This window comes from Inquilinus ginsengisoli (assembly GCF_050434925.1).
Lineage (GTDB): Bacteria > Pseudomonadota > Alphaproteobacteria > DSM-16000 > Inquilinaceae > Inquilinus > Inquilinus ginsengisoli_B.
The window spans coordinates 5,578,366-5,597,148 of record NZ_JBNDJK010000001.1; the positions used below are offsets into that span (position 1 = coordinate 5,578,366).

Annotated in this window: 20 protein-coding genes; 14 read left to right on the forward strand and 6 right to left on the reverse strand. The window is 68.6% G+C overall.

The window, feature by feature from the left end; genetic code table 11:
• Nucleotides 1-28: 28 nt before the first annotated feature.
• Genes mmsB through QFZ27_RS26640 form a run of 3 tightly spaced genes read right to left on the reverse strand, consistent with a single transcriptional unit; the run spans nucleotide 29 to nucleotide 3,184 of the window.
• On the reverse strand, nucleotides 29-922 hold the full coding sequence (gene mmsB, locus QFZ27_RS26630; protein ID WP_429229481.1) for a 3-hydroxyisobutyrate dehydrogenase: 894 nt from the start codon (nucleotides 920-922) through the stop codon (nucleotides 29-31).
• A 42-nt stretch (nucleotides 923-964) separates the two neighbouring features.
• Complete coding sequence (locus QFZ27_RS26635; RefSeq protein ID WP_429229482.1) at nucleotides 965-2,026, reverse strand: enoyl-CoA hydratase/isomerase family protein; 1,062 nt, start codon at nucleotides 2,024-2,026, stop codon at nucleotides 965-967.
• A gap of 18 nt (nucleotides 2,027-2,044) precedes the next feature.
• Nucleotides 2,045-3,184: an acyl-CoA dehydrogenase family protein gene (locus tag QFZ27_RS26640; protein WP_429229483.1), complete on the reverse strand. Its 1,140-nt coding sequence runs from the start codon at nucleotides 3,182-3,184 to the stop codon at nucleotides 2,045-2,047.
• Between the two features lie 120 nt (nucleotides 3,185-3,304).
• Between QFZ27_RS26640 and QFZ27_RS26645 the strand changes: the two genes are divergently transcribed.
• From QFZ27_RS26645 to QFZ27_RS26660, 4 genes are all read left to right on the forward strand, one after another.
• The gene (locus tag QFZ27_RS26645) at nucleotides 3,305-3,709 is read left to right on the forward strand and encodes a heme-binding protein (protein WP_429229484.1); all 405 of its coding nucleotides are present in this window, start codon (nucleotides 3,305-3,307) and stop codon (nucleotides 3,707-3,709) included.
• A gap of 93 nt (nucleotides 3,710-3,802) precedes the next feature.
• Nucleotides 3,803-4,618, forward strand: coding sequence for an ABC transporter ATP-binding protein (locus QFZ27_RS26650; protein ID WP_429229485.1), 816 nt, complete (start codon nucleotides 3,803-3,805; stop codon nucleotides 4,616-4,618).
• Nucleotides 4,619-4,778: 160 nt separating this feature from the next.
• Entirely contained in the window at nucleotides 4,779-6,695 is a 1,917-nt protein-coding gene (locus QFZ27_RS26655) for a long-chain fatty acid--CoA ligase (protein WP_429229486.1), read from the forward strand.
• 3 nt (nucleotides 6,696-6,698) lie between these two features.
• Nucleotides 6,699-7,592 carry a branched-chain amino acid ABC transporter permease gene (locus QFZ27_RS26660; RefSeq protein WP_429229487.1) on the forward strand — a complete coding sequence of 298 codons (894 nt, stop codon included), beginning with the start codon at nucleotides 6,699-6,701 and terminating at the stop codon, nucleotides 7,590-7,592.
• 20 nt (nucleotides 7,593-7,612) lie between these two features.
• Here QFZ27_RS26660 and QFZ27_RS26665 read toward each other — a convergent pair whose 3' ends face one another.
• Entirely contained in the window at nucleotides 7,613-8,116 is a 504-nt protein-coding gene (locus tag QFZ27_RS26665; RefSeq protein ID WP_429229488.1) for a DUF2314 domain-containing protein, read from the reverse strand.
• A gap of 72 nt (nucleotides 8,117-8,188) precedes the next feature.
• On the opposite strand from QFZ27_RS26665, the gene QFZ27_RS26670 reads away from it, so the two are divergent.
• The 4 genes from QFZ27_RS26670 (at nucleotide 8,189) to QFZ27_RS26685 (ending at nucleotide 12,853) form a co-directional block, all read left to right on the forward strand.
• A complete protein-coding gene (locus QFZ27_RS26670) occupies nucleotides 8,189-9,274 on the forward strand; it encodes a branched-chain amino acid ABC transporter permease (protein ID WP_429229489.1) in 1,086 nt (361 codons plus the stop codon).
• A 40-nt stretch (nucleotides 9,275-9,314) separates the two neighbouring features.
• Complete coding sequence (locus tag QFZ27_RS26675) at nucleotides 9,315-10,589, forward strand: ABC transporter substrate-binding protein (RefSeq protein ID WP_429229490.1); 1,275 nt, start codon at nucleotides 9,315-9,317, stop codon at nucleotides 10,587-10,589.
• A gap of 156 nt (nucleotides 10,590-10,745) precedes the next feature.
• Complete coding sequence (locus QFZ27_RS26680) at nucleotides 10,746-11,543, forward strand: ABC transporter ATP-binding protein (protein ID WP_429229491.1); 798 nt, start codon at nucleotides 10,746-10,748, stop codon at nucleotides 11,541-11,543.
• An 83-nt stretch (nucleotides 11,544-11,626) separates the two neighbouring features.
• Nucleotides 11,627-12,853 (forward strand): phenylacetate--CoA ligase family protein, encoded by a 1,227-nt coding sequence (locus tag QFZ27_RS26685; protein WP_429229492.1) that lies wholly within the window; start codon nucleotides 11,627-11,629, stop codon nucleotides 12,851-12,853.
• 82 nt (nucleotides 12,854-12,935) lie between these two features.
• On the opposite strand, the gene QFZ27_RS26690 is transcribed toward QFZ27_RS26685, so the two are convergent.
• Both QFZ27_RS26690 and QFZ27_RS26695 read right to left on the reverse strand, forming a co-directional pair.
• Nucleotides 12,936-13,916, reverse strand: coding sequence for an alpha/beta hydrolase (locus tag QFZ27_RS26690; RefSeq protein WP_429229493.1), 981 nt, complete (start codon nucleotides 13,914-13,916; stop codon nucleotides 12,936-12,938).
• A gap of 31 nt (nucleotides 13,917-13,947) precedes the next feature.
• Nucleotides 13,948-14,874: a helix-turn-helix domain-containing protein gene (locus tag QFZ27_RS26695; protein ID WP_429229494.1), complete on the reverse strand. Its 927-nt coding sequence runs from the start codon at nucleotides 14,872-14,874 to the stop codon at nucleotides 13,948-13,950.
• A 166-nt stretch (nucleotides 14,875-15,040) separates the two neighbouring features.
• On the opposite strand from QFZ27_RS26695, the gene QFZ27_RS26700 reads away from it, so the two are divergent.
• From QFZ27_RS26700 to QFZ27_RS26725, 6 genes are read left to right on the forward strand one after another with little or no spacing between them, the layout of a single operon-like run.
• Nucleotides 15,041-16,180 (forward strand): amine dehydrogenase large subunit, encoded by a 1,140-nt coding sequence (locus tag QFZ27_RS26700; protein WP_429229495.1) that lies wholly within the window; start codon nucleotides 15,041-15,043, stop codon nucleotides 16,178-16,180.
• On the forward strand, nucleotides 16,180-16,698 hold the full coding sequence (locus QFZ27_RS26705) for a MauE/DoxX family redox-associated membrane protein (RefSeq protein WP_429229496.1): 519 nt from the start codon (nucleotides 16,180-16,182) through the stop codon (nucleotides 16,696-16,698). Before QFZ27_RS26700 ends, QFZ27_RS26705 begins: the two co-directional genes overlap by 1 nt.
• Nucleotides 16,699-16,719: 21 nt before the next feature.
• Entirely contained in the window at nucleotides 16,720-17,319 is a 600-nt protein-coding gene (locus QFZ27_RS26710; protein ID WP_429229497.1) for a thioredoxin-like domain-containing protein, read from the forward strand.
• Between the two features lie 19 nt (nucleotides 17,320-17,338).
• Complete coding sequence (locus tag QFZ27_RS26715; protein WP_429229498.1) at nucleotides 17,339-17,875, forward strand: methylamine dehydrogenase light chain; 537 nt, start codon at nucleotides 17,339-17,341, stop codon at nucleotides 17,873-17,875.
• Between the two features lie 5 nt (nucleotides 17,876-17,880).
• Nucleotides 17,881-18,300 (forward strand): c-type cytochrome, encoded by a 420-nt coding sequence (locus QFZ27_RS26720; RefSeq protein WP_429229499.1) that lies wholly within the window; start codon nucleotides 17,881-17,883, stop codon nucleotides 18,298-18,300.
• The gene (locus QFZ27_RS26725) at nucleotides 18,297-18,752 is read left to right on the forward strand and encodes a c-type cytochrome (protein ID WP_429229500.1); all 456 of its coding nucleotides are present in this window, start codon (nucleotides 18,297-18,299) and stop codon (nucleotides 18,750-18,752) included. Before QFZ27_RS26720 ends, QFZ27_RS26725 begins: the two co-directional genes overlap by 4 nt.
• Nucleotides 18,753-18,783: the final 31 nt, after the last annotated feature.

Sequence of the window (18,783 nt, forward strand, 5' to 3'; positions counted from 1 at the left end):
ATTATGCCCGACAAACGGGAAAGCCTGCCTATTTCTCGCCGGAGATCATCTTGAATATGCCGGAGAAATCGGTGTCCGCCGCGCCTTCGTTGACGAATAGGGTATACAGCGCGGCGGCCGCGGCGCCGAGCGGGGTGGCGGCGCCGGCTGCCTGGGCGGCCGACTGCGATAGGCGCAGATCCTTCAGCATCATCGCCGCGGTGAAGCCGGGCTTGTAGTCGCGGTTGGCCGGCGAGGTCGGCACCGGCCCCGGCACCGGGCAGTAGGTGGTCAGCGACCAGCACTGGCCCGAGCTCTTCGACGACACGTCGAACAGCTTCTGCCGTTCCAGCCCCAGCTTGTCGGCCAGGGCGAAGGCCTCCGACACCGCGATCATCGAGATGCCGAGCACCATGTTGTTGCAGATCTTCGCCGCCTGACCCGTGCCCGGCCCGCCGGTGTGGATCACGGCCTTGCCCATCGCCTGCAGCACCGGCTCGGCCTGCTGGAAGGCCTTGTCCGGGCCGCCGACCATGAAGGTCAGGGTGCCGGCCGCGGCGCCGCCGGTGCCGCCCGAGACCGGCGCGTCGACCATGGCGAAGCCGCGCGCCGCCGCCTCCTTTGCAATCAACCGCCCGCTGTCGACATCGATGGTCGAGCAGTCGATCAGCAAGGCCCCCCGCGGTGCGCTGGCGCAGACCCCGTTCTCGCCGAGATACGCCTCGCGGGCATGGCCGCCGGTCGGCAGCATGCTTACCACCACCTGCGTCTCCTCCACCGCCGCGGCGATCGAGGGCTTGGCGGCAATCCCTTCCTTCGCCACCGCCTCTCGGACCGATTCCACCGGGTCGAATCCGGAGACCTTGTGCCCGGCCTTGACCAGGTTCAGCGCCATCGGCCGGCCCATATGACCGAGCCCGAGAAAGGCGATTCGCAGCGACATCGAGGTCTCCTCACACCCGGGCGTTCACCGCCCGTCATTGGTTCAGTCGAAGCTCAGCTCATGGCCCGGCAGCGGCTGGAAATAGGCGGCGACCGCGGCGTCGTCCACCTCAGCCAGCGTCGCCGGCCGCCATTTCGGGTCGCGGGTCTTGTCGACCAGCTGCGCCCGGACACCCTCGAAGAAGTCGGGTTTGGCCAGGAAGCGATGGACCATGCGGTACTCCATCGCCGCCACCGCGTCGTAGATCATGGTCTTGCCCTGGCGGATCTGGCGCAAGGTCACCTTCAGGCTGGTCGGCGACCCGGCGCGGATCTGCACCGCCGCGGCCTGGGCCCATGCGCCGCCGTCGGCATCCAGCGCCGCCAGGATCTGCTCGACCGTGTCATGGCCGAAGCAGCGGTCGATCGCCGGGCGAAGCGGCAACAGGGTCGGATCGCCGGGATCGGCGGCAAAATTCTGCAGCACTGACTCCGCCACCAGCCCGCCTTGGCCGATCCATTCGGCATCGGCCAGGGCGGCAACCAGGTCGTCGACCCGGGCCGAGGCGACGTGATGCGTCCCCATCCGTGTGAAGATCATGTCGGCGGCACCGATGCGTGCCCCGGTCAGGGCCAGATGGGTGCCGGTCTCGCCCGGGCAGCGCGACAGGAACCAGCCGCCGCCGATGTCCGGGAACAGGCCGATGCCGCATTCCGGCATGGCACTCAGCGTCTTTTCCGTCGTCACCCGGTGCGAGCCGTGCACCGACAGGCCGAGCCCGCCGCCCATGGTGACGCCGTCCAGCAGCGCGATCCAGGGCTTGGGGAAATGGTGGATGGCGTGGTTCAGCCGGTATTCGACCCAGAAGAAATCCTGGTCGCCGTCCGGCACGCCCGATTGCGGCCCGCGCTCATAAACCGCGCGGATGTCGCCGCCGGCGCAGAAGGCGCGGTCGCCGGCGCCGCGCAGCACCACGGCATGAAGATCCGGATCCTCCGCCCACTCCGCGATCTTCGGCAGCAGCGCGCGGCACATCGCCAGCGTCAGCGCGTTCAGCGCCCTCGGCCGGTTCAGCGTCACGATGGCGATCGGCCCTTCGCGGTCGAACAGGATCTCATCGGTCATGGCAATGTCTTCCGGCCCCTACTCCGCCAGCAGGCGGCGGGCCACGATCAGGCGCATGATCTCGTTGGTGCCTTCCAGGATCTGGTTGACGCGGACGTCGCGCAGGAAGCGTTCCACCGGATAGTCCTTGATGTAGCCGTAGCCGCCATGCAGCTGCAGCGCATCGTTGCAGATCCGGAAGCCGGCGTCGGTGGCGAAGCGCTTGGCCATGGCGCAATGCTGGGTCGCGTCCGGGTCGCGGCGATCGAGCGAATCCGCGGCGCGGTGGATCATCAGCCGGGCCGCGTCCAGGTCGATCGCCATGTCGGCCAGCTTGAACTGCAGCGCCTGGAACTCGGCGATCTTCCGGCCGAACTGGCTGCGTTGCAGCATGTGGCTGCGCGCCGCCTCCAGGCAGGCGCGGGCGCCGCCGAGCGAGCAGGCGCCGATGTTCACCCGGCCGCCGTCCAGCCCCTTCATCGCGAAGGTGAAGCCCTGCCCTTCCTCGCCCAGCCGGTTCGCGACCGGCACGCGGCAATCCTCGAAGATCACCATGGTGGTGACCTGGCTGTTCCAGCCGAGCTTCTTCTCCTTCTTGCCGAAGGACAGGCCGGGCGTGCCCTTCTCGACGATCACCGCCGAGATGCCCTTCGGCCCCGCCTCGCCGGTCCGCACCATCACGACATAGACGTCGGAGGTCGAGCCGCCGGAGATGAAGGCCTTGGTGCCGTTCAGCACGTAGTGGTCGCCGTCGCGCACCGCCCGGGTGCGCAGCGAGGCGGCGTCGGAGCCGGAGCCAGGCTCCGTCAGGCAGTAGCTTGCGAAGCGCTCCATCGTCATCATCGACGGCAGGAAGCGCGCCTTCAGCTCCTCCGACCCGAAGCTGTCGATCATCCAGCCGACCATGTTGTGGATCGAGATGTAGGCGGCGGTGGAGACGCAGGCCGCCGACAGCTCCTCGAACACGATCGCGGCGTCGCGCCGGGTCAGGCCGCTGCCGCCATGCGCCTCGCCGCAATAGATGCCGGCGAAGCCCAGGGCCGCGGCCTGGCGCAGCGTGTCGACCGGGAAGATCTGCTCCTCGTCCCAGCGGGCGGCATGGGGGGTCATCTGCTCCGCGGCGAAGGCGCGCGCGGCATCGCGGATGGCGTCCTGATCGGCGTTCAGCGTGAAGCTCATGGAATGAGCGTGGCCGCAACCGGCCGCGGGATCAAGGGGCGTGCGTACGATTCTTTCGCGCTGCGGCGGGACGGTCCCGAGGCTGCTATGCTGGCCGCGCCGATTCCGCTGGAGAGCGCCATGCCAGACTTCGCCCCTGCCCTCGCCGAAGCCCAGGCCTCGCTGGCCACCGCCCTGGCCGAGGCCGGCCGGCGCGAGCAGCAGATCGCGGCAGTGGTGGTCGACCGCGGCGGCCACATCGTCGCCGCGGCACGGATGGACGGCGTCGGCCACCTGACGCTGGAGATCGCCCGGCGCCGGGCGGCCGCGGCCCTCCATTTCGGCGAGGCGACCCGCGAGCCTGCCCTTCGCCTCGCCCGTGACCCGGCCGAGGCGGCGCAGCTGGCAGGTCTGGGCAAGATCCTGGTGCAGCCGGGCGGCTTCCCCTGGCGCGACGCCGGTGCCATGGTCGGTGCCCTCGGCGTCGCCGGGGCCGGCGCGGAGGACGATCACGCCATAGGCGATGTCGCGATCGGCGTCCTGTAGACGTTTTGCCGATTGCGTTTCCGGCCGCTTCCACGACACTGGCCAGGACAAGGCACCCGCCAGAGGTGCCGGACGCGCACAGGGGGAGAGAGCATGCAAGCTGGCGCCGCTGCGCCCGCACCGGGAGATGCGCTACTGACGGCGGACTCGGTCAGCCTCGCCTTCGGCGGGGTCAAGGCCCTGACCGATGTCGGCTTCACCGTCCGCCGCGGCGAGCTGTTCTCGATCATCGGCCCGAACGGCGCCGGCAAGACCTCTATGGTCAACTGCATCTCCGGCCGCTACAGCCCGACCGCCGGGCGCATCCACTACAAGGGCCGCGACATCACCCGGCTGCGGCCCAGCGCCCGGGCCGAGCTCGGCCTCGGCCGCACCTTCCAGAACCTGGCGCTGTTCGCCCATATGTCGGTGCTCGACAACATCATGGTCGGGCGCCACCACCTGCTGAAGAACAACGTGCTGACCGGCGCGCTGTGGTGGCTGGGCGGCGCCCGGCAGGAGGAGCTGCGGCACCGCCGCGCGGTCGAGGAGATCATCGACTTCCTCGAGATCCAGCATATCCGCCGCGCCCTGGCCGGCACCCTGTCCTACGGGCTGCGCAAGCGGGTCGAGCTGGCCCGCGCCATCGCGCTGAAGCCCGATCTGATCCTGCTGGACGAGCCGATGGCCGGCATGAACCTCGAGGAGAAGGAGGACATGGCCCGCTACATCGTCGACCTCAACGCCGAATGGGGCATGACGGTGATCATGATCGAGCACGACATGGGCGTGGTGATGGACATCTCGCACCGCGTCATGGTGCTGGATTTCGGCCGCAAGATCGCCGAGGGCACGCCCGAGGAGGTGCTGGCCGACGCCCATGTCCGCCGCGCCTATCTCGGCGAAGTCGATGATGAGGAGGCGGCGTGAGGGGCGGCGCCATCCCCCTCACCCTCCCGTCGCTGCGCGCCGGGCCCCTCCCTCTCCCCGAGGAGAGGGAAAGGACGCGTGGCCCCCTTCACCTCTCCTTGGGGAGAGGTCGAAATCGCATCGCGATTTCGGGTGAGGGGGCGGCCGGGAACGGTCCCGCATGACCGACGCATTCGACACCTTCCCCAAGCTCTTGGCCCGCAACGCCGCGCAATGGCCGGGTGAGGTGGCGCTGCGCGAGAAGGATTTCGGCATCTGGCAGGAGATCAGCTGGGCCGGCTTCCACGCCCGGGTGCGCGGCTTCGCCCTGGCGCTGCGGGCGCTGGGCATCGGGCGGGACGCCGTGGTCGGGCTGATCGGCGACAACCGGCCGGACTGGGTGGCCGGCCAGATCGCCGCCCATGCCGCCGGCGCCATGAGCCTGGGCCTGTACCGCGACGCGCTGGACGAGGAGGTGGCCTATCTGATCGGCCATGCCTCGGTCGCCATCGTGCTGGCCGAGGACGAGGAGCAGGTCGACAAGCTGCTGGGCCTCGGCGACCGCATCCCGAGTGTCTGCCACATTGTCTATTCCGACCCGCGCGGCATGCGGAAATACGAGGATCCGCGGCTGCTGCCGGTCGACGAGTTCATCGCCCTCGGCACCCCGCTGCTCGCTGCCGATCCGGGCCTCTACGACCGCATGGTGGCGGAGACGCGCGGCGAGGATGTTGCGGTGCTGTGCACCACCTCCGGCACCACGGCGCAGCCGAAGCTGGCGATGCTTTCGGCCGGGTCGGTGATCCGGCACACCGCCAGCTACCTGGCGGTCGACCCGCAGGGGCCGCAGGACGAATACGTTTCGGTCCTGCCGCTGCCCTGGATCATGGAGCAGGTCTACGTCTTCGGGAAAGCGCTGCAGTGCCGGATGGTGGTGAACTTCGTCGAGGAGCAGAGCACCAGCTGGACGGATTTCCGCGAGATCGGCCCGACCTTCGTGCTGCTGGCGCCGCGGGTGTGGGAGGGGCTGGCCGCCGACGTTCGCAGCCGGATGATGGACGCCTCCTGGCTCAAGCGCCGGCTGTTCGACCTCGGCATGAAGATCGGCCTGAAAGCACTTGACCAGAAGAAGAAATCGACGCTCTCGAAGATCCTGCTCTTCGCCGCTTTGCGCGACCGGCTGGGCTTCTCCCGGCTGCGCTCGGCCGCGACCGGAGGGGCGGCGCTGGGGCCGGAGACCTTCCGCTTCTTCCTCGCCATGGGGGTGCCGCTGCGCCAGCTCTACGGCCAGACTGAGCTGCTGGGCGCCTACACCATCCACCGGGAGGGCGATGTCGATTTCGACACGGTCGGAATCGGCTTCGACGACAGCGTCGAGCTGCGGATCGAGGCGCCGGACTCGAACGGCGTCGGCGAGATCGTCACCCGCCACCCCAACATGTTCCTCGGCTACTACCGCAATGAGGAGGCGTCCAGGGCCGACCTGCGCGACGGCTGGCTGGCGACCGGCGACGCCGGCTATGTCGATGGCAAGGGCCACCTGGTCGTGATCGACCGGATCAAGGATCTCGCCGTCACCAGCGGCGGTGACAGGTTCAGCCCGCAATACATTGAGAACAAGCTGAAATTCTCGCCCTATGTCGGCGAGGCGGTGATCCTGGGCCATGGCCGGCCGGACCTGGCGGCGATCATCTGCATCCGCTTCCCGATCGTCTCGAAATGGGCGGAGAAGAGCCGCATCGCCTTCACCACCTACACCGACCTGTCGGCACGGGAGGAGGTCCAAGGCCTGATCCGCCGCGAGGTCGAGACGGTGAATGCCGGCCTGCCGGAGGCGCAGCGCATCCGCCGCTTCCTGCTGCTGTACAAGGAGCTGGATGCCGATGACGGCGAGCTGACCCGCACCCGCAAGGTGCGCCGCGGCGTGATCGGCGGGAAATACGGCGACATCATCGACGCGATCTATCGCGGCGACCCGGCGATCCCGGTCGACACCACCATCGCCTTCCAGGACGGCACGAGGCAGCGGATCCGCACCACGCTCAAGGTGGTCGACCTCGCGCCCGGCCGCGCCGGGCAGCGCCACGCGGCGGAGTAGCCCATGAACCTCGCCTTCCTGTTCCAGTTGCTGGTCAACGGCGTGATCGTCGGCACGCTGTACGGCGTCGTCGCCATGTCATTCGTGCTGATCTACAAGGCCAGCCGGGTGGTGAACTTCGCCCAGGGCGAGTTCCTGCTGATCGGCGCCTGGATCTGCTGGTGGGTGCTGACCAAGTACGAAGTCCCCTTCGTTGTCGGCTTCGCCATCACCCTGGCCTTCATGCTGGTGTTCGGCATCCTGCTGCAGGTGGTGGTGCTGCGGCCCCTGATCGGCGAGCCGGTGATCTCGGTGATCATGGTCACGATCGGACTGTCGCTGGTGTTCCAGCCGATGATGGCCTGGATCTTCGGCGTCTCGGCCCAGCCCTTCCCGCCGGTGTTCGAGACCCAGTCGGTCAACATCTTCGGGCTGCAGGTGCAGACCGTCTACATCCTGTCGATGGCGATCAGCCTGTTCATCATGGGCGGCTTCGCCTGGTTCTTCAAATTCTCGCGCATGGGCCTGGCGATGCGCGCCACCGCCTTCGACCAGCAGGTGGCCCAGTCGATGGGCATCTCGGTGAAACAGGTCTTCGCCATGGCCTGGGCGATCTCGGCGATGGTGTCGTCGGTCGCCGGCATCGTCGTCGGCGTGGTCAACGGCGTGTCCTCCGCCCTCTCCGGCTTCGGCATCAAGGTGTTCCCGGCGGTGATCCTGGGCGGGCTGGACAGCGTCGTCGGCGCGGTGCTGGGCGGGCTGATCATCGGCATCCTCGAGCATTTCGCCCACTGGCTCGACGTCACCTTCCTGGGCTGGGGCAACATGCTGAAGATCGCGCCCTTCTACGTCCTGATCGTGATCCTGATGATCAAGCCCTACGGCCTGTTCGGTACCCGCGACATCGAGAGAGTGTGAAGATGCCGGGACCGCAGCGATCAATGATCCAGGAACGGCAGGTCGGCCAGGTCGCCGATCAGGTCGTGCGGATCGGCCGGCTTTTCCCGCGCCAGAATCACCTGGATCGAATAGCCGCCGCGGATGCCGTTGGTCAGCACCACCATCCAGTCCGAGACGGAGCCGGGCTGGACTGTAATCCGCTGGCCCTTCTGGTAGCAAGGGATGAACTCGACCTGATTTGCGATCGTGCCGGAGAAGGCTTCGCCCTTGATCGAGAGATCGGCCAGCCAGACATGCTCGACCTCGTCGCCCTGGCGCAGCGCGACCTTGAGCTGCAGCGAGGTGACCCCGGCAGGCGGATGCGACAGGTACTTGCGAAACACCGGCAGCGTGTCCCGGGCCTTCTGCATGGCCCGGTTCATTTCGGGGTCAGACCGGTCGAACCAGGTGATTCCCTTCTCGGCGTCGGTCTGGGCCGGCGACACGTGCGGCAGCAGCACGGTGAACGCCAGCAACAGGGCCGCAGCCCATCGGCGATGCATGAGGCCCCCTCTCGATCCGCCCGCGGCGCCATCATAGCACCGTCCCGTCCCGTCGCCGGAGGCCCCATCTGAATGGCGAACGCCTATGCCCGCCCCTGCGGCGACTTCCGCACCGGCTACGCCGCCGACACCACGATCTTCACCGACGCCTTCAGCCGGCGCAGCGTCATCGTCATCCTGGCACTGCTGGCGTTCTCGCCGGTCGCGGTACAGCTCGGCTGGCTGTCCAAGGGCTGGATCGACAGCTTCATCGAGATCGGCTACCTGGCCGTCGCCGCGCTGGGCCTCAACATCCTGGTCGGCTTCACCGGCCAGATCTCGATCGGCCATGCCGTGTTCTTCGGCTTCGGCGCCTTCGCCTCGGCCTGGCTGAACCGCACCACCGGCATCCCGGTGTTCTTCTGCATCCCGATCGCCGGGGTGATGACCGCGGCGGTCGGCCTGGTCTTCGGCATCCCGGCGGCGCGGATCAAGGGCCTGTACCTGGCCATCGCCACCCTCGCCGCCCAGGTCATCCTGGAGGACTTCTTCGCCCGCGCCGGCTGGTTCACCGGCGGCGTCGCCGGCGCCCATGCCGCCCCGGTCTCCCTGTTCGGCTGGGAGGTCGACCGCATCAACTACTTCTACATCGTGCTGTTCTGGGGAACGCTGCTGTACCTGGCCGCGACCAACCTGATGCGGTCGCGCGACGGCCGCGCCTTCGTCGCCGTGCGCGACCACTACCTGGCGGCCGAAATCATGGGCATCAACCTGACGAAGTACCGGGTGCTGTCCTTCGGCATCGCCGCCTTCTATGCCGGGGTCGGCGGCGCTCTCTATGCCCATTACCTGCAGGTGGTCTCGGTCGAGGAGTTCACGATCCTGAAGTCGATCGAGTTCCTCGGCATGATCATCATCGGCGGCCTCGGCTCGATCATGGGCACCATCTTCGGCACCGTCTTCATGGTGTCGCTGCCCGACGTGATGGACTGGCTGGTGCGGCTGATCCGCGGCACCTGGCTGTACAAGACGCTGGACCTGCGCGTCGGCATCAACTTCCTGAAGGAGATGGCGGTCGGCATCGCCATCATCCTGTTCCTGATCTTCGAGCCGGACGGGCTGGCCCATCGCTGGCGCCAGATCAAGGCCTGGTGGAAGCTGTATCCCTTCTCGTACTGAACCCGGCCGCGACAGAACGGCCGCCATGGAGGAGACACCGATGCGATCCCTGCTCACCGCCACCGCGCTGATCGCGCTCTGCGCCGCCCCGGCGTTCGCTGAAGACATTCCCGTCGGCCACATCGCCGACCTGACCGGCCCGACGGCGTCGATCGGCGTGCCCTATGCCGACGGCGTGGCCGACACGCTGAACTGGGTGAACGAGAATGGCGGGGTCGACGGCGACGATATCGCCTTCGAGACCTATGACTACGCCTACAAGGCGCCGCAGGCGGTCTCGGAATACCAGCGGCTGGTGGCGAACGAGCATGTCGTCGCCATCGCCGGCTGGGGCACGGCCGACACCGAGGCGCTGATCGAGTTCATCGGCAAGGACCAGATCCCCTACTACTCCGGCTCCTATTCCGGGGCGCTGACCGACCCGACCGGCAAGGCGCCGAAGGCGACCAAGGCGACGCCGTTCAACTTCTTCTACGGCCCCTCCTACTCCGACGCCTGCCGGGCGCTGGCGCAATGGGCGGCGGACGACTGGAAGAAGAAGGGCAGCCAGGGCAAGGCGAAATGGGTCCATATGGGCGACAACCACCCGTATCCGAACTCGCCCAAGGTGGCCTGCAACGAATATGCGCAGGAGCTGGGCTTCGAAGTGCTGGACCCGATCCAGTACACCATGGCGCCGGGCGACTTCACGCCGCAATGCCTGACGCTGAAGGAGAAGGGTGCCAACTACGCCTATATCGCCAACATCGCCGGCTCGACCCCATCGCTGCTGAACGCCTGCGCCACCGCCGGCACCAAGGTGCAGTTCGTGGCCAATGTCTGGGGCTATGACGAGAACATCATGAAGGCGGCCGGCCAGAACGCCGACGGCGTGGTGGTCGCGGTCCGCACCGGCGCGATCTGGACCGACAAGAGCGCCGGCATGGACCGGGTGCGAGAGATCTCGAAGGTCAGCGATTCGAGCGGCGAGACCTATCGACCGCTGAGCTACATCGCCGGCGTCTGCGCCACCTCCTATATGGTCGAGGCGGTCAAGGCGGCGAAGGCCAAGGGCACGATCACCGGCGTCGCTATCCGCGATGCGATGTATGAGAGGAAGGACTGGGTGCCGGCCGGGCTTGAAGGCGTGTGCCTGCCCTCGACCTGGACCGCGACCGACCATCGCGGGCTGATGACCGTGCCGATCTACCAGGGCCATGTGAAGGGCGCGACCCAGGGCAAGGAGGTCACGGCGCTGATGGCCGACGGCACCATGTCGCTGGAGAAGGTGGCCGAGATCACCCTGCCCCGCCGCCCGGAATGGCTGGGGTATTGATGTGCTGAGCGCTTCTGGCTCTTCCGTTCCAGTCCTGTCATGCCCGGGCTTGACCCGGGCATCCAGGGGCGGCCAGAGCGGTTCTTGGTGGCCCCTGGATCCTCGGGTCAAGCCCGAGGATGACAAGGAAGGAAGCCGGAAGCTCTTGGTGGCTGCATGACCGCCCCGCCGCTGCTCTCGGTCGAGAACATCGAGGTCGTCTACAACGACGTCATCCTGGTGCTGCGGGGCCTCAGCCTCGCCGTGCCGCAGGGAGCGATCGTGGCGCTGCTCGGCGCCAACGGGGCCGGCAAGTCGACGACGCTGAAGGCGATCTCCGGCCTGCTGCGCACCGAGGACGGGGCGGTCACCCGCGGCGCCATCCGCTACGAGGGCCAGCCGATCCATGACCTCGACCCCGGCGCCGTGGTGCGCGGGGGCATCTTCCAGGTGATGGAGGGGCGCCGCATCGTCGCCGACATGACCTGCATCGAGAATCTCCGGCTCGGCGCCCACACCAGGCGCGACCGCGGGGTGGCCGACGACATCGACCGGGTCTACGGCTATTTCCCGCGGCTGCGCGAGCGCAACGGCCTGGCCGGCTACCTGTCCGGTGGCGAGCAGCAGATGCTGGCGATCGGCCGGGCGCTGATGGCGCGGCCGAAGCTGATTCTGATGGACGAGCCGTCGATGGGCCTGTCGCCGCTGATGGTGAAGGAGGTGTTCGGCATCATCCGCCGCCTCAACACCGATCTCGGCATCTCGATCCTGCTGGTCGAGCAGAATGCCCGGATGGCGCTCTCTTGCGCCGACACCGGCTACATCATGGAGAACGGCAAGGTGGTGCTGGACGGCACCGCCGAGGCGCTGGCGGCCAATGAGGACGTCAAGGAGTTCTACCTCGGCGGCGGCGGCGAGCAGCGCAAGAGCTTCAAGAACCTGAAGAGCTTCAAGCGCCGCAAGCGCTGGCTATAGCGGTATCCACCTCCCGGCATTGTCTGCCCCGGCGGGCGGCGTCATGCTTGAAGCTTCGACACGACACACGGTGGGGCAGCCCCATGGCCGAGCACTACGACGATCTCGAGACCCGCCCGCCCGAGGCGCGCGAGGCGGCGCTGCTGGCCGAGCTGCCGGCCCAGATCGCCCATGCCAAGGCCGCCGCCCCCGGCTATGCCAAGCGCCTGGCCGAATTCGACCCGGCGGCGGTGACCAGCCGGACCGAGCTGGCGGAGCTGCCGCTGACCCGGAAGTCCGACCTGCCGACGATTCAGGCGGTTGACCTGCCCTTCGGCGGGCTGATCACGGTTCGGCCGGGGCAGTTCCGCCGGATCTTCGCCTCGCCCGGCCCGATCTACGAGGGCGAGGCGCACGGCATCGACACTTGGCGCACCGCCCGCGCCCTGTTCGCCAGCGGCTTCCGCGAGGGCGACATCCTGCAGAACTGCTTCTCCTACCACTTCACCCCGGCCGGGGCGATGTTCGAGACCGGCGCGGAGGCGCTGGGCTGCGCCGTGATCCCGGCCGGCACCGGCAACACCGAGCTGCAGGCCCGCGCCATGGCCGACCTGAAGCCGCGCGGCTATGTCGGCACGCCCGACTTCCTGAAGCTGATCCTGGAGAAGGCCGACCAGCTCGGCCACGACAGCAGCTCGGTGAAACTGGCCCATGTCTCCGGCGGGCCGCTGCTGCCGCCGCTGCGGGAGTTCTACGCGGCCCGCGCCATCGACCTGTTCCAGAGCTACGGCACCGCCGATCTCGGCCTGATCGCCTACGAGACCGAGGCGCATCAGGGGCTGGTGCTGGCCGAGGGCATCCTGGTCGAGATCGTCCGCCCCGGCACCGGCGACCCGGTGCCCGAGGGCGAGGTCGGCGAGGTCGTGGTCACCAGCTTCGACCGCAGCACGCCCTGGATCCGCTTCGCCACCGGCGACCTGTCCGCCATCCTGCCCGGGCGCAGCCCCTGCGGCCGCACCGCGCCGCGGCTGCGCGGCTGGCTCGGCCGGGCCGACCAGAGCACCAAGGTGCGCGGCCTTTTCGTCCATCCCGGCCAGATCGCCGAGGTGTTGAAGCGCCACGGGCTGGAGCGTGGAAGGCTGGTGGTGTCGAGCCGCCAGGGCATCGACGACGTGGTGTTGCAGGTGGAAAGTGCCGATGCCGCGGTAGCCGAAGCCGTGGCCGACACGATGCTCGACGTCGCCAAGGTCCGCGCCGCGGTGTCGGCGGTGCCGCCGGGCAGCCTGCCGAATGACGGCAAGGTGATCGAAGACACGCGCAAACTCGTGTGAGGCTGGGCGATCCGTCATTGTGGATCCCAAGGCAGCGCGACAATCCAGCCGCGTGAGCTGCTGTTCCAGGCAGGCATCAAGGCTATGCCTTGGCTAGCTCCATCATCGTCAGGGCCGCGCGGCCATTGGGGCCATAGGGGTTGCCGAGGGTTTCGGCCATCTCGTCGTGGTGGTAGTTGCCCTCGATGAGCTTGACGGGCTTGCCGGCCGCCTCGACGGCGGCGGCGAAGTCTCGGGCCTGGCGTTGGAATTCAGGCGTTTCGAAGGTGCCGTGGGAGACGACGATCGGGGCGGCCAGCTTGTCGATGTGGCGCTGGGGGCTCATTGCGTCAGCCACTTCGTCGGTGAAGGCAATGTACTCACGGCGATAGGACAGGCGCACCGGCTCCATCTCATACAAGCCGCTCATGCAGAGCCCGCCCTTGATCGCGTCAGCAGGCAGGCCGAATTCCGCTTGCCAGTCCGTGACCAACGCAACGGCGCAGAGATGGCCGCCGGAAGAATGGCCGCCGACATAAAGCCGTGCGGGATCGCCGTCGAAGCTGGAGGAGTTCCGGTGGACCCAGGCGATGGCGCGGCGGACCTGCGCCGCCAGCACGCCGAGATCGCCGTCTACGGTCGTCACCGAGGCGAAATCGACGGCGATGTAGTGGGCGCCGGCGTTGACGAACATCTCCGCGGGATAACCGGCCTCCCAGGCCGAACCGGAGCGCCAGGTGCCGCCATGAATGAAAACGAATATCGGCGCCTTGGCGCGATCCGTGCGGTAGATGTCCAGCGTCTCCACCTCGGCCTGGCCATAGCGTTGGCGCAGCGGCTCGCCGATGCGGTCGCGCGCATCGCCGCTGGCGACGTAGAGGCGGTCCCGCACTCGCTCGCCCAGCGGCTGGTACAGCTCCTGCCGGTAGGCGGCGTCGAGCTCGACTTGGTCGTAATCCATGAAAACAAGCGGACCCTTGGGATGCTTCGGCGGGCCGATCTCGCACTGCTGCGCCATGGCGGGCGTGGCCCCGGCCATGGCAGCCGCAGCGGTGCCCAGGATGGCGCGGCGGGTGATCGACATGTCTGCCTCCCTTTGCTCGCATCGGTTGCCGTCACCCGCGGCTGCGCACCGTCCTGGACGGGGATTCGCCGTAGAGTGCGGCGTAGTAGGCCGAGAACCGGCCGAGATGCCAGAAGCCCCATTTCATGGCGATGTCGGAGACCGTGCGGTCCGAGCCGTCCGCCGCCAGCAGGTCGCGCCGGGCGCCGTCCAGCCGCTTCAGCCGCAGCCACAGGCCCGGGCCGACCCCCACCGTCTCCTTGAAGGCGGAGCGCAGGATTTCGCTCGAGACGCCGAGCCGGCGAGCGAGCTGGGTCACGCCGATCGGCTCGTCCGGCTGGTCGTCGACGATCTCCCGCGCCCGCCGGTACAGCCTGTGGTCGCCGGACCGCAGCGGCCGCGTTCCCCGCGTGCGGTGCAGGATCTGCGCATAGAGGAAACCGAGCTTGTCGGCGATCAACTCCGGCAGCAGCCGGGCCAGATCCTCGCCCGGCAAGGCCATCGCGCTCGAGAACAGCACCATCAGCCCAACCAACCACTGGGTGGTCGCTTCCATGTCCGGGAAGGTCGGCGCCGCCAAGGCCGGGGCCTGCAGCGCCGACGCCCCGAACACCTTCTCCGCCTCGACCGAGACGATCAGGATGTCGCTGTCCGGCGCGAGGCTGGCGTGGAGCTCCTCGCCGCCCCGCATCACCAGCACCTCCCCGCTGCCGACCGGCACCGCGTTCATCCGGTAGGTGTTTCGATCCGCCAGGGCGCGCACGAACACGACCTGCCCGTCCGGGGCGGCGGTCGCCTCCTCGACCGCGACGCTGACCCGTTCCCGCCAGAGGCAGACGCCGGCCAGCCGCAGCATCTCGACCGCGCCGCGATAGGGGCCGGGGTTCAACTGGGCATAGCGCTGCTGCCAGCCCAGCAGCGCACCTTCCTGGGCGCAGGCGTCGGTGTAATCGCGACGGGTGTAGACGACCTCGGGCATCAGGGCCGCTCGTCCAGCCAATCGGCATGATCGGATCACGAGCCCAGATTTCGGTCAATGCCGGTGACGGCCCAATTTTTGCGCAATCTCCCCCGGTAAACTGGATAGCGGCGACAGAAAATCCGTCGCTATCGTTGCCGCGACCGACAGAGGGGGAGATCACGACGTGGCAACTCCGAGCCGACTCGTCCTGGGGGCCGCCGTCCTGGCCCTCGCCCCCGCCGCCTTCGCGGCGGAGTTCACCCCGGAGGTCGTGACCGTCAAGGCAGCGATCGATCCGGGGCCGAACGTCTTCGTCTACCAGCAGGAATGGAAGGGCGCCGGCAGCATCGCCGTCTTCGGCCAGGCCGACCTCGCCTTCAAGGGGCTGATGGCCTCCGGCTCGATGGGCCAGATGCTGATCGCGCCGGACGGCAAGACGGCCTATGGCCAGTCCAGCTACCTGAAGCGGATCACCCACGGCCCGAACGAGCAGGTGGTGGAGATCTACGACGTCCCCGGGCTGGCCATGACCAAGGAGATCGTGCTGCCGTCGAAGGCCGCCATGGCGCTGGGCTATGCCCCTCTCCTGCAGCGGACCGCGACGGGCCGGTTCCTGCTGGTGCAGAACGCCACCCCGGCGACCTCGGTCACCGTGGTCGACCTGACCGCCGGCAGCGTCACCGAGGAGATTCCGACACCGGGCTGCTACGGCATCTACCCCTCGGCCCAGGGCGACCGCTTCGCCACCGCCTGCGGCGACGGCACCTTCCAGGACATCAGCCTTGGGCCGGATGGCAAGGCGGAGGAGAAGGTGCCGAGCGCGGCGCTGTTCGACGCCGATGCCGACCCGGTCTTCATCGCCCCCGCCGCCTACGACGGTGGCCGGGTGTTCGTGACCTATGGCGGCAAGGCGCTGCTGCTGAAGGACGACGGCGGCCCGATGAAGACCGCCGAGACCTTCGACCTGACCGGCGGGGTCGCTGGCGGCTGGGCGCCGGGCGGCTACGGCATCGCCGCGGTCAACGCCGCCAAGGGCATCCTGTTCGTCACCATGCATCCGGACGCCAAGGACGGCAGCCACAAGGCGGCCGCTCATGAGATCTGGGCCTATGACCTGAAGGCCAGGAAGCTGCTGTCGCGCTCGCCGGTCGAGCATGTCGTCTCGATCGCCGTCAACGGCGGCGACACGCCGGTGCTGTTCGGCACCACCGAGACAGGATCGCTGCTGCGCTTCACCACCGATCCGGCCGCCGGCTATGCCCTCAAGGCGGCCGGAGAGGCCGGCGTCACCGGGTTCCCGATGATGCTGGCGGTGGTCGAGTGATGGAGACCCTCGCCCCGGCGACGGCGATCGCCTTCATCGCCCTGATCTTCGCCCGCGCGGCGATCCACAAGGTGTTCGACTTCACCGCCTTCACCGGCTTCGTCGCCGACTATCGGCTGGTGCCGGAATCGATGGCGCGGCCGCTCGCGGCGCTGGTCACCGCGGTCGAGCTCACCGTCGTCCTGGCGTTGATCGTGCCCGGCGGCCAGACCGTCGGCGCCCTGCTCGCCGCCGCCCTGCTGCTGGCCTATGCCGGCGGCATGGCGGTGAACCTCCGGCGCGGCCGCGACCGCATCGAATGCGGCTGCGGCGGCGCGCCCCAGCCCCTCGGTTGGCTGCTGGTCGGACGCAACCTGGTCCTGGCCGTGATCGCCGGGGCCGCGGCGGCCGTCCCGCTCTCCGTCCCCGGCCTCGCCGGGACGCTGGTCGTCACCCTCGGCGGACTGACCGGATTCGCCGCCTATCTGCTGGCCGAGCAGATCCTCGCCAACGCCGCATTCATCGGCATCCGGCGCTGACGTTCAAGGAAGGGGCATTCCATGACTCTGATGATCTTCGCGCTGGCCTTGCTCTGGGCCGTCGTGCTCGGCCTGATCGTCGCCCTGTTCGCCCTGTCGCGGCAGATCGGCGTGCTGTATGAGCGCATCACCCCGCTCGGCGCCCTGGTCAATGATTCCGGGCCGAAGATCGGCGATGTCTCGCCGCGCGTCACCCTGGCCAGCCTGAATGGCGGCGAGGTCGCGATCGGGCCGCGGCCCGGCCGCTCGACGCTGGTCTTCTTCCTGTCGCCGACCTGCCCGATCTGCAAGAAGCTGCTGCCGGTGCTGCGCTCGGTGCGCGAGGCGGAGCGCCCGTGGCTGGATGTGGTGCTGGCCAGCGACGGCGAGGAGGAGAAGCAGCGCCGCTTCATCCAGACCGCCGGGCTGACTGCCTTCCCCTATGTCAACTCGACCGAGCTCGGCCTCACCTACCGGGTCTCGCGCCTGCCCTTCGCCGTGTTGCTCGGCGAGGACGGCACCGTCCTCTCCAAGGGGCTGGTCAACAGCCGCGAGCAGCTCGAGAGCCTGTTCAACGCCAAGGAGATGGGCGTCGCCTCAATCCAGGATTTCCTGGACGGCACCGCCCCGGCCCGCAGCTGACGCCGGAAAGGAGCACCCCGTGATCACGCTCTTCGACACGCTCACCGGCTTCATCGACCGGATCGCCGAGACCGGCAGCCGCCGGCTGGCTCTGGGCAGCAGCCGCCGCTCCTTCCTGGCCAGATCCGGCACCGCGCTGGTCGGCGGCATGCTGCTGCCGGTCCTGCCCTTCGACCGCACCTTCGGCCAGGCCCACGCGGCCGTCGGAGGGATCGACGACCCGACCGCCTGCGAGTACTGGCGCTACTGCGCGCTGGACGGCAATCTCTGCAGCAGCTGCGGCGGCTCGGTGAACCAGTGCCCGCCCGGGTCGGAGATCTCGAAGGTCACCTGGGTCGGCACCTGCCGCAACCCGACCGACGACAAGGACTATCTGGTGTCCTACAACGACTGCTGCGGCAAGGCGATCTGCGACAACGCCCCGTTCTGCAACACCAATGAGCGCGAGCGTCCGGGCTACCGCATGGGCCTGCACAACGACATCAACTGGTGCATGGCCAACACCTCGCAGGGCTATCACTGCACCGTCGCCGCGCTGGTGGGCATCGCCGAATGAGGATCGTGCCGGCGACAATCCTGCTGGCGGCGATCGCAGCGCCTGCGCAGGCGCAGGACGGCAAGGCCCTGTTCGACTCCGTCTGCGCCGCCTGCCACCAGGCCGGCGGGGTCGGCAATCCGGGCATCGCCCCGCCGCTCAACGACGCCGCCCTGTGGCGGAGCCTGGGCGACTCGGCCCCCGGCTATGTCGCCGGGGTGATGGCGGCCGGCCTGTCCGGCACGATCCGGTCCGGCGGCCAAATCTATGCCGGGCTGGTCATGCCGCCCCAACCGATGACCGACGAGGAGCTGGCGGCGATCGGCTCCTACCTGCTCGGCACGCTGAACCAGACCGGCCGGGCGATCGACCCCGCTTTGATCGCCAAGACCCGCGCGGCGCTGCCATCCCATTCGGCGCTGCAGACGCTGCGCAAGGGCTCATGACGGCCCTGCGGCCTGTCCTTGCCTCCCTCGCCGCGCTGCTGCTGGCCGCCCCCGCCTGGGCTCAGGACGCCCGCACGGCCCATATCGATTACATGCTGAAATGCTCGGGCTGCCACGGCGCCGACGGATCGGGCAGCCCGGACCGCGGCATCCCCGATTTCCACGGCTATGTCGACGGCTTCGGCCGCACCGAGGCGGGCCGGATCTACGTCATGCATGTCCCGGGCGTGGTCAATTCCAGCCTGTCGAACGGCCGCATCGCCGCCGTAATGAACCACGTCATCGCCAGCTTCGGCGCGCCGGAGACCCAGGCCGTTGTCCCGCCCTTCACGGCCGAGGAGGTCGACCGCCTCCGTGCCGTGCCGGTGCCGGATGTCGTCGCATATCGACGCGAGGTGGCGGCCGAGATGGTCAAGGCCGGCATTCCCGTCGCCGGCTATCCTTGGCCCTGACCGGCGGCTGACGACTTGCCGTCCGCGCCGC